The sequence below is a fragment of the Streptomyces sp. CC228A genome, assembly GCF_021390935.1.
Lineage (GTDB): Bacteria > Actinomycetota > Actinomycetes > Streptomycetales > Streptomycetaceae > Streptomyces.
Genome location: NZ_JAJPUI010000001.1, coordinates 780,581 through 795,021 on the forward strand (window position 1 = coordinate 780,581; position 14,441 = coordinate 795,021).

Genomic DNA, 14,441 nt, shown 5'->3' on the forward strand with positions numbered 1-14,441 from the left:
GGAGGGGCATGGTAGCCGGGTGTCCGTTCACCCGTACGTCCGTACGCTCACCCGTACGGTCCGAATGTCATATTTGAGTGACAATCAGGGGGCTTCATGCCCCCTGTACAGGAAGAACTCTGACGGACCGCCATACGCACTGCACCAGTCCCGTCACGAATCGCTCGCGCGGCGACTATCCACTTGGCGCGCAATCCGCATCATGGACGACCATAGAGGTAACGGGACCACGAGAGACCGTGTTGAAAGGAGGCGTCCATGGGATCGGTGCGCAGGGCGAGTGCATGGCTCGGACTCGTCGAGGACAACGACGAGCGCTACTACGACGACGAGTACGCCGAGGGTGCTGACAGCGGCGACGCCTGGGTGACCGACCCGCGGGTGCGGGTCGCCTCCGAGACCGCGCAGGAGGAGGGCCGCCGGATCGCCACGGTGTCCCCGGACGGCTTCCGCGACGCCCGGGCGATCGGCGAGCTGTTCCGCGACGGCGTCCCGGTCATCGTGAACCTGACCGCCATGGAGCCCGACGACGCCAAGCGCGTCGTCGACTTCGCCGCCGGGCTGACCTTCGGGCTGCGCGGCTCGATCGAGCGGGTGGCCACCCGGGTCTTCCTGCTGACCCCCGCGGACACGCGGATCATCACCGGGGAGCCGGGGGGCCGCTCCGACGACGGCTTCTTCAACCAGAGCTGAGGTCCCGCCAGAGCCGGAGCCGCCGTCCTGCGGCCCGGCGGCGGCCCGCTCCCCGGCGGCAGGGCCCGGTCCGGCGGCCGCCCCGCCGGCGGCCGGAGCCCGGCGCGCCGGCACCGCCCCGCCCGGCTCACCCCCGGAAGGCGTCCAGGCCGGTGAGCGCCTTGCCCAGCACCAGCTGGTGCATCTCGACGGTGCCCTCGTAGGTGAGCACCGACTCCAGGTTGGTGGCGTGCCGCATCACGGGGTACTCCAGCGAGATCCCGTTCGCGCCGAGGATCGTCCGCGCGGTGCGGCAGATCTCGATCGCCTCCCGCACGTTGTTCAGCTTGCCGAAGCTGACCTGCTCGGGGCGCAGCCGCCCCGCGTCCATCCTGCGCCCCAGGTGGTGGGCGAGCAGGATGCCCTTGTGCAGCTCGACCGCCATGTCGGCCAGCTTCGCCTGGGTGAGCTGGAAGCCGCCGATGGGGCGGCCGAACTGCTCGCGGCCCTTGGCGTAGTCGACCGCGGCCTCGAAGGAGGCGCGGGCCGCGCCCATGGCGCCCCACACGATGCCGTAGCGGGCGTGCGAGAGGCAGCTCAGCGGACCCTTCAGGCCGGTCACGCCCGGCAGCACCGCGTCGGCGGGCAGCCGGACGTCGTCCATGACCAGCTCGCTGGTGACACTGGCCCGCAGGGACCACTTGTGCCTGATCTCCGGGGCGGAGAACCCCGGTGCGTCGGTCGGCACGGCGAAGCCGCGCAGGCCCTCGTCGGTCTGCGCCCAGACGACGGCGACCCCGGCGACGGAGCCGTTGGTGATCCACATCTTGCGGCCGTTGAGGACCCAGTCCGCGCCGTCCTTCTTCGCGTAGGTGCGCAGGGAGGCGGGGTCGGAGCCGTGGTCGGGCTCGGTGAGGCCGAAGCAGCCGATGGTCTCGCCCGCCGCCATGGAGGGCAGCCAGCGCTGCTTCTGCTCCTCGGAGCCGTACTTCCAGATCGCGTACATGGCGAGCGAGCCCTGGACGGAGACCAGGGAGCGGATGCCGGAGTCCGCCGCCTCCAACTCCAGGCAGGCGAGCCCGTACTGGACGGCGCTCGCGCCGGCGCAGCCGTAGCCCTGGAGGGACATGCCGAGCGCGCCGAGCGCGCCCAGCTCGCGGGCCAGCTCCCGGATGCCGGGCAGCTCCCCCTTCTCGTACCACTCCGCGATGTGCGGCAGGACCCGGTCCGCGGCCCAGGAGCGCACGGTGTCGCGGACGGCGAGGTCCTCGGCGTCGAGCAGGTCGTCGAGGCCCAGGGGGTCCCCCGGGTCGAACGGCGGGAGCTTCGCGGGCTGGGCGGGTGCGGTCATACGGACCTCCGGCGGCTGGCCGAGCGGGACAACGGGCAGCTGAAACTATCGGTGATAGTCACGGCCGCGCGCTGACGTTACGGGTCAGTGTGCCGCGCGTCCAGATCCGGCCGCCTCCGCGGGGGCGCGGCGTGCCGGGACGCGGCCCGCCTGGCGCGACTCGCACGGCGCGTCCGCGCGGCGGTCCCCGTCCGTGTCCGGCTTCCCGCGGCCGCCCGGGAGCGCCGCGCCCGCCTCGGTCGCCTCCGCGCCGTGGCCGCCGGCCGCCGGGGCGGCGTCCTCCGGTACGGCGTCCGCCGGGTCCGCGTGCGCTTCCATGGCGCGCGGCAGCCGCAGCGCCATGAGGGCGCCCGCGAGCAGCAGCACGGCGCTGACCACCAGGGTGACGTGCAGTCCGTGGACGAAGGCGTGGCGCGCGGCCGTCTGCAGGGCCTCGCCGGCCTCGCCGCCGAGCCGGGCGGCCACCTGGTACGCCTCGCCCAGCGAGTTGGCCGCGGCGGCGGCGGCCTCGTCGGGCACGCCGGGCACGCCGGTCAGCCCGGGGGCGTAAGCGGCGTTCATGACGCTGCCGAGCAGCGCGATGCCCATGCCGGCGCCGAGCTGGTAGGAGGTCTCGCCGATGGCGGCGGCGCCGCCCGCGCACTCCGCGGGGGCCTCGCTGAGCATCGACTCGTACGCGCCGAAGAGGGTGGTCTGGAGGCCGAAGCCGAGCAGGACGAAGCCGACGGTGAGCAGCAGCGGGCGGTCGTCGTGGCTCATGAGGACCAGCAGGAGCACGGCGCCGGCGGTGAGGGTGAAGCCGAAGCCGACCATCCGGCGCGGGCCCAGCCGGTTGAGGACGGCCGAGCCGGCCGCGCCCGCGGCCATCGCGGCGAAGGTGAGCGGCAGCAGCCTGAGGCCGGTCTCGACGGGGCTCAGGCCGAGGATCAGTTGGAGGTATTGGACGGCGATGAGCTGCAGGCCCACGAGGGCGAGCATCGCCAGCACGATGCAGCCCACGGAGGTGGTGAAGGCGGCGCGGGAGAACATCCGCATGTCGATGAGGGGGTGTTCGCGGCGCCGCTGCCGCCGGACGAAGAGCACCAGCAGGGCCGCGCCGATCAGCAGCGGGCCGAGCGCGGCGGGGCCTGGCAGGTCGCCGCCGACCCCGGCGCGCTTGACGCCGAGGACGATGCCGAGGACGCCCCCTGCGGCCATCAGGGCGCCGAGCACGTCCCAGGGGCCGTCGCCGCTGCCCCGCGACTCGGGCAGCAGCCACCGCCCGACCGGCAGGATGACCGCCATCAGCGGGATGTTGATGAGGAAGACCGAGCCCCACCAGAAGTGCTCGACGAGGAAGCCGCCGAGGACCGGCCCGGTGGCGGCGCCCACCGCGGCCACGGCGGTCCAGATGCCGATGGCCGTGGCCCGTTCGCGCCGGTCCGGGAAGACCGCCCGGAGGAGGGACAGCGTGGCCGGCATGATCATCGCCCCGCCGACGCCGAGCAGGGCGCGCGCGGCGATCAGCACGGCGGGCGTGTCGGCCATCGCGGCCATCGCGGACGCCACGCCGAAGAGCGCGTAGCCGGCGAGCAGGACGCGCCGTCTGCCGATCCGGTCGCCCAGCGTGCCGAACAGGATCAGCAGCGAGGCGCAGACCAGCGGGTAGGCGTCGACGATCCACAGCAGCCCGGTGGCGCTGGGGCGCAGGTCCTCCGTGACCGCGGGCACCGCCACGTGCAGGACGGTCGCGTCCAGCGCGACGAGCAGCAGGCTCACGCAGAGGACGACCAGGACGACCCAGCGGTTGACACCGCCACCGGCGACACGCGGACGCGCTCCGGCAGTGGTCGTTCCGGACATATACGTAACCTCCCGTGGAACCCTCGCGCTCGGCGGGCGCCCTGCCGGGAGGGGACGTTCCCGGGGCGGCCGGCATCGACGGCGAGCGAAACGTCAGCCTACGTGAAGCCGGGCGGGTGGCGCGTGGCCCATCTCTCACCGAAACGGACCGGCGGGTGTGGCGTACGCCACGCGCGAGCGGGCGCCGCGCCGGGCCCGCGGCGCGCCGCGACACGCGCGCCGGAGCGCCCGGCCGGGCGGTGCGACACGCCGCGGACCGGCGCCGGCCCGCGGGGCATACCGGCGCCAATTTCCCCGCGCACGCCTGCGCGCACATTTTCCCGCACCCCGGCCGCCGCCTTACGGAAGGAGCCTTTGCGGTATTACCGGCGGCCGCCGGGACGTTTTATGGAAGACATCCGATAAACAGGCGCCGAGACCCACTCCACATCACATCGTCATCACAAAGAGACCTGATCGACCGGGGCTGACACTCACTCCCTGTAACGTCGATTGGGTGCGTACCGACATCTTTGCCCGGCTCGACCGGGAGCCGGAACCGCCGAAGATTGAGATCCCGCGGATGAGCCGCACCCGTCTCGCCCTCTTCGGCGGGACGGCCGTGTTCTACGCGGCCATCGTCGTGGCCGTCCTGGCCTCGACGTGGCTGGTGCTCGCCGACTGGAAGGTCATGCTGTTCCGGCCGTACCAGCAGTGGCCGGTGCTGCACGCTCCGCTGGACTACTTCGTGGTTCTCGGCCAGCGCGGTCCGACGTCCCTGATGGTGGCGGGCTGGCTCGGCTGGCGCTGCTGGCGCATGCACACGCTGCGCCCCCTGCTGGTGCTGGGCACGGCGCTGCTGCTGCTGAACGTGACGGTCGGCTCGGTCAAGCTCGGCCTGGGCCGGCTGGGACCGCACTACGCGACGCAGATCGGCTCCGCCGAGATGTTCGCGGGCGGGGATATATTCCCTTCGGGCCACACCGCCAACGCCGTCGTGACCTGGGGCATTCTCGCCTATCTGGCCACGACTCCCTCGGCGCGCCGCTGGTTGTCGGCGCTGTCCGCCGTGGTGGCCCTCGGGGTCGGCCTGACCACGGTCTACCTCGGTACGCACTGGCTGAGCGACGTCCTGCTGGGCTGGGCCGCCGGCCTCCTGATCCTGCTGGGGCTGCCCTGGTGCGAGCCGCTGATCGCCCGCGCCGAGGTCCGCGTGCTGGCGGCCCGCGACCGGATCCGCGAGCGCCTCGCGGACCGGCGGCCCGCTCCCGCCCTGGCCCCGCCGCGCCGGCCCCCGTGGCCGCTCCGGCCGCCGTGCGGCAGCCGGAGCCCCGTCCGGTGCCGGTCGCGGCCGTGCCCGAGCGGGCGGCCGGCCCGGCGGCGCCCGCGGAGCCGGCGGCCGGGCCGGTCGGTGCGGCGCCTGGCGCCGGCACGGGCGGCGGACGCCCCGGAAGCATGCGTACGACGCTGTCGCAGCCCCGCGTCCACGCGGCCGTGCGGTCGGAGCGGACACCGGTCACGCCCGGCGGCAGCCGCAGACCGCCCCGCTCACGGCCGCTGACGAGCGGCTGACACGCGCGACCGCCACGCGGAACGCGGCAGGGCCCCGGCCGGACGGCCGGGGCCCTGCCGCCGTCAGCCCACCCAGCAGCGCACGACGAGGTGGTCGCGGACCTCGAAGTTGATCCTGCCGGCGACGTACTCCAGCGTGATGACGGCGCCCGGTGGCAGCGCCCTGACAGTCGTCCAGCCGCGGGAGCGGGCCTGCCGCTCCGCCGTCCGCTCGTCGAGTCCGACGTACGCCTCCGGCGTGTCGGCGGGCTGTTCCCCTGATGGTGTCGGTATCGATCCCATGCCGCTCACCGTACGCATCCGTACACCAGTCCCGCCATCCCGCGGTCGGGAGCGTGTCACATCTCTGTCACAAAGGCGCGCGCTCCCGGCCGGGTGAATCGGCGGGGTTCTCCTGCGTTTTCCGCAGGCGCGCGGACGGGTCATTCGAAGGGCCGCCGCAATTCCCCCGTACGGATTCGACAGTGCCTTCGGGTCACAGCCGGTTCACCGGCTCTCCGCACCATTCCCACATATCCGGAGGGTGTGCGCGCACAGCCCGCCGCGAGCCCGGCATACCACGTGAAGCCGGTGCGCCCGCCGGGGCGCGGAAGCGATTCGGCACCGGCCCAGCGCCGCGAAAGCCCGGCGGTAGCCGCGCGGAGCAGCCACGCGGCGCCCCCGCCTTCCGCGTCCCGCACCGGCGGAACGAGGACACCCCCGCACCGGGCGGAGGCGAGGGCCCGGGTGCAGGGAACGGAGAGCACGGGCCGTGCAGCGATACGGGCCGTGCGGTGGGCGGCGGCCCGGAGCGGCGTCGGCCCGTAGCACTGCCCCGCCTCCGGGCGGCGGCCCGTCGCACTGCCCCGCCTCCACGTACGGGGCTACGGCCCGTCGTGCTGCTCCCCCTCGGCGCACCGGGCGGCACCGGCCGGCACCTGACCGGCGTGCGGCGGCGCGGCAGCGCGGGGCGGCGGGGCCGGGCGCCTCGCAGAGCCCGCCGGTGCGTACCGGTCCGCGGTGCACGGGCGGCGGGCGCGGTCAGGGCGCGACGCGGACGCAGAGGTCGTTGTCAGCGCTGTAGCAGGGCGCCGCCCGGTATCCGTCGCCCCGGTACTCGGGGTAGACGAACACGTTCCTGCGGTCCCAGACGTCGTCCAGGATGCGGGCGACCCGGACCGCGTCGGCGTCCTCGGCGGGGCGCAGCCACAGCTGCCACAGCCGCGGGCTGTCGACGGGCCCTTCGGCGAGCGGCGCGTACGGCACGGTGAAGGCGAACACGCCGCCCTCGCCGTCGACGGGCAGGCGGTGGCTGCGACCGCCGTGCCGGGCCTCCGCGGCCGCGCCGGCTTCCAGGCGCGCCCCGTACAGGGTGCCGGTCACCCGGCAGGCGCCGGGCGCGAAGCTCACGTCGCCGGCCTCGGCGTGCGGGTCGCGCAACCAGGCGCGGACGGCGAGCCGGCCGTCGGCGGTGGGGTAGGGGATGCGGCTGGTGACAGGGGCGTCCGGCTCGTGGACCTGCTCGACCAGGGCCCGCACGTCGCGGATGCCGGGCTCTACGGCCCGCCTGCCGATGTAGGCGTCCCAGCGGCCCTCGGCCAGCTCGACGGTGCTCGGCAGGACCGCGCGGAAGCGGCCCTCGTCCGCGGGGGTGAGCGGCAGCCGGGTCTCCTCCGGGGGGGCGGAGCCGTGCAGCCGCAGCACGAAGGCGGGTTCGGTGGCGTCGGCGTCCGCGATGTCGAACGTGATGCCGCCGGCGGAGTCCGCGACGCAGTCGGCGCGCGGGGCGCCGTGGTGCGCTGCCCGGTGCCCGGTCATGCGGGCTTCCCCTTTCTCAGGGCGTCGGCGGCCCGGTAGCGGACGCCGTAGGCCGCGTCGAGGACGGCGCCGCGGGCGCGGTGCAGCAGGTCGCGGGTCCGGCCCCGGCCGCGTTCGGCGCGGGGTCCGCGCTCCACCAGCTCCGTGAGGAGCGCTTCGTGGCGCCGCGCGATGCGGTCCGGGTCGAAACGCCGGGACGCGGCGAGCGCGGCCTGCCCCGCGCGGCGCCGCAGGTCGTCGTCCTGGATGAGGGTCAGCAGCGCCTCGGCGATGGCGTCGGCGTCGCCGACCGGCACGAGGCGCCCGTCCACGCCGTCCTCGATGATCTCGCGGGGGCCGTGCGGGCAGTCGGTGGAGACCACCGGCAGGCCGCAGCGCATGGCCTCCACGATGGTCATGCCGAAGGACTCCAGACGGGACGTGACGGCGGCGACGGACCCCTTGACCCACTCGGGTTCGAGGGGATGGGCGGGGCCCATGAGGTGGACGTGGTTGTGCAGTCCGCGCTCCTCGATGAGGGCGCGCAGGGCGTTCTTCTCGTTGCCGGTGGCGTCGCCGGCGCCGTAGATCCGCAGCCGCCAGTCGGGGCGGGCCGCGACGACCTTGGCGAACGCCTCGATGAGGAGGTCGTAGCGCTTCACCCGGGTGAGCCGGCCGGCGGCGACGACCACCTTGGCGGTGGAGTCGGCGGGCGGCACGGTCGGGGCGGGCACGCTGTTGGGCACGGACTCGATGCGGACGCCGGGCAGCCTCAGGCCCGTGCGGTAGGCGCGGGCGTCGGCCTCGGTGACGGTGGTCACGGCGTCCAGCAGCGGATAGCGGAAGCCTATTTCCCGGCGCAGCCGGTAGCCGTGGCTGCCGAGGGTGAGGTGCTCCTGGCCGACGCGGACGGTGCCGCGCCGGGTCTGGCGGGCGATGTGCACGTTCAGCCCGGGGCGGGTGCCGATGACGACGTCGGCGTCCACGGACCGCAGGTGCGCCGCGATCCGGGCGTCGGTGAGCCGGCTGTACTGCCGCCAGCGGCTGTCGCCCTGCGGGAACACCTTGGCGGGTTTCGTGTAGTCGGGGTGGTCGCCGTCGTACGTCGGGCTGTCCCTGCGGAGGTCGACGAGGTGCTTCATGGTGACGCCCGTCGGCGCGCCGAGGGTGGGTTCCTCGCGGTGCCGGAAGACGGAGACGATCTCGACGTCGTGGCGCCGGGCGAGCTCCTCGGCGAGGTTGAAGGTGGTACGGATCGTGCCCCCGATGCCGTACGCGTTGTGGAGCAGAAAGGAAATACGCATCGCGTTGCCGCGTCCCCCTGGTGAATGATCGGTCAGGTACGGACTGTACTGGTCGGTCATGTCCACACATGGACACAGGTGGGCGCTTGTGGTCATGGCCGGTAGCCCAGTTGGGGGACGGTCGCGCAGTTCTCGGTCATCTCGCCCTGCGTGACCCAGCCGCTGCCGTCGCGCCAGCGCGCCACCGACAGGCAGGCCCGGCGGGTGGCCGGGGGCTCCGCCAGATGGCGGAAGCGGACCGGCAGCAGGAGCCCGTCGGCCGTGTAGGGCTCGTCGCGTTCGAGGAAGCGCTCGACGCAGTCGCGCGTCAGGTCCCCCGCACCGCCGTCCAGGCAGGAGCGGGCCGCGTCGGTGAACCACATGGCCGCGGCCCAGCCCTCCAGCTGCCACTGGGAGCGCAGGGAGGTGTCCTCCCGATAGGTGTCCATGGCCTCGCGGAACGCGCGTACGGCCGGGTGCGAGGGGTCGTCGTGGTTGCGGCTGGAGCCGGTGGCCCACAGGGCGTTGCGGCAGCGGGGGGCGTCGGCGTAGTCGCGGGGGACCGCCGAGTTCCAGTTCTGCACGTTGGTGACCTTCGCCGTGACGGTGGCGCCGACGGCGTCCATCGCCTCGCACAGGCGGGCGTTGCCGTGGCTGTCGAGTGCGTCGAAGACGACGTCGGCGCCCTGGGCGCGCAGATCGGCGGCGACAGCCCGCCAGTTGGGGAGCGCGAAGTCGACGGTCTCGCGCACGACCCGGTAGCCCTCGGTCTCCAGTCCCCGGGCGATGAGCCCGGCGTACGCGGCGGAGGCGCTCTGGTTGTACGCGACGACGCCGGCGGTGCGCGCCCCGAGCCGCTCCTTGAAGTAGCGGTACACCTCGGTGCCGCCGTAGAGGACGCCGTCCCAGCCGGGCGCCGCGCCGGTGCGGGGCGCGGAGCTGCCGTAGATGCCGTACAGGTGCGGGTAGGTGGCGTACGCCGGGGTGATCGGCTGGCCGCCGATGTCGGGCACCCCGGCCGCGGACACGCGGCGGGCGGCGGCGTAGTCGAGGGACGTGGTGGCGACGAGGGCGAAGACGCCGCGCTCCCGGACCAGTTCCGTGAAGCAGGCGTGGTTGCCCACGCCGCTGCCGCCGTCGTCGCAGGTGAGGACTTCGACGGGGCGGCCGTCGAGGCCGCCGCGCGCGTTGAGGTCGGCGAAGTAGGCGAGGGCGCCCTCGCGCGGGCCGACGAACGCCTCGCCGCCGACGGGGCTGGTGGCACTCGTGATGACGCCGACCCTGACGGGCGCGCGGGAGGCGTCTCGGCGGGGCCCGAAGTCGCTCTCCGGCAGGCGGCTGCCGCAGGCGGCCACGAGCAGCAGCGGGAGCAGCGCCGCGACCGCCAGGGCGGCGCGCACCGCCGCGGCGCGTCCCGGCCCGGCCCCCGTGCCGCGCGGCGCCGCGCGGGGGTCGGCCGGGGCGCGAGGAGGCTCCAACGGAGTGTCAGCAGCCCGGTACGGCCGTGGCGTCGCCGCTGAGCTTCACCAGCGCGCACAGCGTCTGCTGCGAGACCTTCCAGACGTCGTCCTGGTACACGGCGGTGCCCCTCGCGTCGGGCAGCGGGGTCTGCTCGCCGACCCTCAGGTCGTAGGTGACCTCCGCGCGGGTGTCCGACACGAAGGCGATGTCGGTGATCTCGACGGAGGTGTCCCGGGCCTGCGGGTTCGCGGCGAACCCGAGGAGCACGGGGCGCAGCTGCTCCCCGTTCTCCAGCACCGCCACCTTGTCGTCCACGCTGGTCTCCGGCGCGAAGAACGTCTGCCAGTTCTCCTCGATCTCCTCGCGGGCGGCCTCGGCGTCGGCGGGCGCAGCGCCCGTCGGGGTGCCGTCGGGCCGCGCCGTGGTGGGGGCGATCTCCGTGGGGGTGATGCCCGGCGCCTCGTCGCCGTCGTCGCCGCACGCCGCGGTGAGCGGCGCCAGGAGGAGGATCGCCGCGGCCGCCAGCGCTGCGGTGCGCGGATGCCTGCCGGGACTGTTGTGGACCATCTGGCTCACCACCGGGGTCGAAGGACGCGGACAGAGTGCGTTCCCCGGCATAGTGCAAGGAATCTGGACATGTCGCCAGCGCAGTGCCGTGAAGGGGTTCGGATGCCGCGACGGTTGTGGTGGGCCGGGATCACCGCTCTGGCGGGAGGCGTGGTGCTGTGCGTCTTCGGCTGGTACGGGGTGTCGGGCGAGCGGTTCGCGGAGCGCCAACTGCCGTACCTCGCGTCCGGCACGGTGCCGGGGGCGGCCCTGGTGGTGGCGGGCTCGGTGTGGCTCGCGGCCCTGTGGTCGGCCGCGGGCGCGCCCGCCGGGGAGCGGCAGCCGGAGGAGGCCCCGCCGGAGCCCGGGGGCCCTTCCGCCCGTCGTCGCAGGAGCCGCCGGTGCGCGTGCCGGGCGGCACGCTGGCCCACCGCCCGGACTGCCCGCTGGTGGCCGGCAAACCGGACGTGGCGCCGGCCGCGGGGGCGGACCTCGACCCGTGCCCGGTCTGCGAGCCGGACGGGGGCGGTGGACCGGCGGGAGGCCGAACGGGCGACACGCGCGGCGGGGAACGTGCGGGCGGGCACCAGGGCGGCAGGCCCGCACAGGACCGGCGGGCCACCGCGGACGGCGCCGGGCCGAGCCACCGGGACGACGGTGAGGAAGGCGGCGCCGGGGGCGGACACGGCAGCCACGACGCCGGTGGGGAACACGGGAACAGCGGCAGACACGGCAACCGGGACGCCGGCGAGGGGCGCGGCAACGGCGGCGGACACGGCGGCCAAGACACCGGTGGGGAACACGGGAACAGCGGCAGACACGGCAACCGGGACGCCGGCGAAGGGCGCGGCAACGGCGGCGGACACGGCAACCGGGACGACGGCGAGAGACGCGGGAACGGCGGCGGGCCGTGAGCTCGCTGACGTACCAACTGGTCCTCGCCGGGCTCGCCGTCGGCAGCGCGGCCGCCCTCACCGGCGTCGGGCTCATCGTCACGTACCGCGCGACGGGCGTGCTCAACCTGGCGCACGGCGCCGTCGCGATGGTCTGCGCGTACGTGCTGCGCCAGTTCGCGGTGGAGTGGGGCTGGCCGCTGTGGGCGGCGGCGGGCACGACCCTGCTGGTCGTGGCTCCCGCCATCGGGCTGGCCCTGGACCGGGTGGTGTTCCGGCCCGCGGCCGTGCGGGGAGCCGACCCGGCGCGCACGCTGGTCGCGTCGATCGGCGTGTTCGTCCTGCTGGTGGGCGGGGCGGTACTGGTGTGGGGCGGCGGGGCGCGGGCGGACGCGCCGGTGCTGCTGGGCGACGCCCCGTGGGCGCAGCTCGCGGTGGCCCTGGCGCTGGCGTGCGCGGTGGGTGGGGTCACGCGGTGGACGCGGCTGGGGCGGGAGCTGCGGGCGGTGGTGGACAACCGGGACCTGGCCGCGCTGGACGGCGTCGACACGAACCGGGTCGCGGCGACGGGGTGGGTGTTCGGCTCCTTCACGGCGGGGCTGACGGGCGTGCTGCTGGCCCCGTACGTCCGGCTCGACCCGTACGGGCTGCCGCTGCTGGTGCTGGAGGTGATCGCGGTCGCGGTGGCCGCGCGGATGCGGAGCCTGCCGGTGGCGGTGGGCGTGGCGCTGGCCATCGGGGTGGGCCAGGCGCAGCTGACGCGCTTCCATCCGACGGGGTGGGCGGGCCCGCTGGTGCAGGCGGTCGGGGCGAACCTGTTCGTGGTGGCGCTGCTGGTGGTCGCCCTGGCGGCGCCCGCGGTCCGGGCGGGGCCGCGGGACGTGCCGGCGCGGGACGCGACCGCGGGGGCGCGGGCGACGCCGGGCGTGTGGGCGGTGGTGGCGGTGCTGCTCGTGCTGCCGCTGGGCCTCGCGGGTGTCGACCTGCGGACGTCGGTGCAGGTCCCCGCCCTGGCGGTGATCCTGCTTTCGCTGGTCGTGGTGACGGGGCGGGCGGGGCAGATCTCGCTGGGCCAGGGGGCGTACGCGGGCCTGGGCGCGCTCTTCACGGCCCTGCTGGCGGCGGGCCGCGTCCCGGGCGTGCCGAGGATGCCGGAACTGGCGGCGCTGCTGGTGGCGGTGGCGCTGGTGGCGCCGCTGGGGCTGCTGACGGGCTGGCCGGCGATCCGCCGCCGGGGCCTCGCGCTGGCACTGGTGACGCTCGCGGTGGGCGTGGCGGTGAGCCGGTTCGTGCTGGCGCAGCCCTATGCGACGGCGGGCCTGACCGTGGTGCGCCCGGCGGCGTTCACGACGGACCGCCGCTACTACGTCCTGGAGCTGGTGCTGCTGGCGGCCGTGCTGGCGGCGGTGGCGGCGCTGCGGCGGGGCCGCACGGGCCGGGCGCTGGCGGCGCTGCGGGACCACGAGGCGGGCGCGGCCGCCGCGGGCGTCCCGGTGCCGTCCTGGAAACTGCTCGCGTTCGTGGCGGGGGCGGCGCTGGCCGCGCTGGGCGGCGGCCTGCTGGCGATGGGGGTGCGGGCCTTCGACCCGGCCGCGTTCGACCCGGTCCGGGCTTTGCTGTGGTTCGCGGCGGTCCTGGTGCTGGGGGCGGACAGCCTGCTGGCGCCGCTGGTCGCGGCGGCGCTGCTGGTGGGGCTGGACGCGGGCGCCGGGGGCGGCGCGGCGGCCGCGGTGATCGGCCTGCTGGCCGCCCTGTCGGCCCGGATCCCGCCACCGGCCTCCCTCCTCCCGGCTACGGCCGGGCGCCGCCCGGCGGTGGCGGTCCCCCCGCACGCCGCCCGCGCCGCCCCGGGAGCCGTACGGCGCCGCTTCCGGCTGGGCGGTACGGGTGACGGAAGCACGGGCGAAGGCAGCACGGGCCGGGGCGGGAACACAGACCCGGGCGGTACCGGCCGCGGCGCCACGGACCGAGGCGGGAAAGACCGAGACGGCAGCACGGGCCGGGGCGGCACGCGCCGAGACACCACCGGCAACGACCGTACGGGCGGAGGCACCACCAGCGACGACGGTGCGGGCGGAGGCACCACGAGCACCGACCGTACGGCCGGAGGCGGTACCGGCGAAGGCGGCAGCACGCGCCAGAGTGGTACGCACCGAGACGCGACCGGGCGGGGCGGTACGCGCCGAAACACCCCCGGCGACGACGGTGCGGGCGGGGGCACCACCAGCACCGACCGTACGGGCGGAGGCACCACCAGCGCCGACCGTACGGGCCGCGGCGGCAGCACCGGCCGCGGTGAGGCGGGCCGGGGCGGGGCGGCCCCCGCGGCTTCCGCTGGTCGCGCCACCCGGCGGCCGCAGGGGACGGGCGGCGGCGACGGGGCCGGGCGGGAACCGGCCGACGGGGCCGCGCCGGCCGTCCGGTTGCGGGCGCACGGCCTCACCGTGCGGTACGCCGGGTCCACCGCCCTCGACGGCGTCGACCTCGCCGTGCCCGGCGGGCAGGTCACCGCGCTCGTGGGCCCGAACGGGGCGGGGAAGAGCACCCTGTTCCACTGCCTCGCGGGCACGGTGCGGCCCGTGTCCGGGCGGGTCACGCTCGACGGCGCCGACATCACCCGCCGTCCGGCCCACGCCCGGACCCGGCTCGGGGTGGCCCGCACCTTCCAGGAACCGGCCGTCTTCCCGTCGCTGAGCGTGGAGGACAACGTCCGGGTCGGCGCGGAGCAGGGCCGCGTCCGCGGCGCGCCCGAAGCCGCCACCGAGCAGGCGCTGCGCCTCCTGGGGCTGGACGGCCCGCTCCGCACCCGGCGGGCAGCCGGGCTGTCCACCGGCGCGCTGCGCCGCACGGAGCTGGCCCGCGCGCTCGCCGGGCGGCCGCACACCCTGCTCCTCGACGAACCCGCCGCCGGTCTCGACGCGGCGGAGACCGCCGCGCTGGCCCGCGTCCTGACGGCGCTGGCCGCCGACGGGCTGGCCGTCCTGGTCGTCGAGCACGATCCCGACCTCGTCGCCGGGATCGCGCACACCGTCCATGTGATGGACGCCGGAAGGATCGTGACGTGAC

General features: G+C 75.6%; 9 protein-coding genes and 1 pseudogene. 3 read left to right on the forward strand and 7 right to left on the reverse strand.

The features are described from left to right. Window positions 1-258 precede the first annotated feature (258 nt). The gene (locus L6E17_RS03485) at window positions 259-693 is read left to right on the forward strand and encodes a cell division protein SepF (RefSeq protein ID WP_236239269.1); all 435 of its coding nucleotides are present in this window, start codon (window positions 259-261) and stop codon (window positions 691-693) included. A 127-nt stretch (window positions 694-820) separates the two neighbouring features. On the opposite strand, the gene L6E17_RS03490 is transcribed toward L6E17_RS03485, so the two are convergent. Beyond that, the gene (locus L6E17_RS03490) at window positions 821-2,023 is read right to left on the reverse strand and encodes an acyl-CoA dehydrogenase family protein (protein ID WP_236239270.1); all 1,203 of its coding nucleotides are present in this window, start codon (window positions 2,021-2,023) and stop codon (window positions 821-823) included. Window positions 2,024-2,107: 84 nt separating this feature from the next. Beyond that, window positions 2,108-3,865 (reverse strand): MFS transporter, encoded by a 1,758-nt coding sequence (locus tag L6E17_RS03495; protein WP_236239271.1) that lies wholly within the window; start codon window positions 3,863-3,865, stop codon window positions 2,108-2,110. A 496-nt stretch (window positions 3,866-4,361) separates the two neighbouring features. Between L6E17_RS03495 and L6E17_RS03500 the strand changes: the two are divergent. Further along, window positions 4,362-5,416, forward strand: a pseudogene (locus L6E17_RS03500) (phosphatase PAP2 family protein). Between the two features lie 63 nt (window positions 5,417-5,479). Here L6E17_RS03500 and L6E17_RS03505 read toward each other — a convergent pair. The 5 genes from L6E17_RS03505 to L6E17_RS03525 all read right to left on the reverse strand — a co-directional run bounded on the left by L6E17_RS03505 (window position 5,480) and on the right by L6E17_RS03525 (window position 10,503). Further along, window positions 5,480-5,698, reverse strand: a complete 219-nt coding sequence (locus L6E17_RS03505; RefSeq protein WP_236239273.1) for an I78 family peptidase inhibitor — start codon at window positions 5,696-5,698, stop codon at window positions 5,480-5,482. Window positions 5,699-6,436: 738 nt separating this feature from the next. Next, window positions 6,437-7,213: a hypothetical protein gene (locus L6E17_RS03510; protein ID WP_236239274.1), complete on the reverse strand. Its 777-nt coding sequence runs from the start codon at window positions 7,211-7,213 to the stop codon at window positions 6,437-6,439. Beyond that, entirely contained in the window at window positions 7,210-8,496 is a 1,287-nt protein-coding gene (locus L6E17_RS03515) for a glycosyltransferase family 4 protein (RefSeq protein ID WP_236239275.1), read from the reverse strand. The genes L6E17_RS03510 and L6E17_RS03515 overlap by 4 nt, the downstream gene beginning before the upstream one ends. Window positions 8,497-8,588: 92 nt before the next feature. Further along, the gene (locus L6E17_RS03520) at window positions 8,589-9,875 is read right to left on the reverse strand and encodes an ABC transporter substrate-binding protein (RefSeq protein WP_236239276.1); all 1,287 of its coding nucleotides are present in this window, start codon (window positions 9,873-9,875) and stop codon (window positions 8,589-8,591) included. A gap of 85 nt (window positions 9,876-9,960) precedes the next feature. Then, window positions 9,961-10,503, reverse strand: coding sequence for a hypothetical protein (locus L6E17_RS03525; RefSeq protein ID WP_236239638.1), 543 nt, complete (start codon window positions 10,501-10,503; stop codon window positions 9,961-9,963). A gap of 889 nt (window positions 10,504-11,392) precedes the next feature. On the opposite strand from L6E17_RS03525, the gene L6E17_RS03530 reads away from it, so the two are divergent. Beyond that, window positions 11,393-14,440, forward strand: a complete 3,048-nt coding sequence (locus L6E17_RS03530; RefSeq protein WP_236239277.1) for an ATP-binding cassette domain-containing protein — start codon at window positions 11,393-11,395, stop codon at window positions 14,438-14,440. Window position 14,441: the final 1 nt, after the last annotated feature.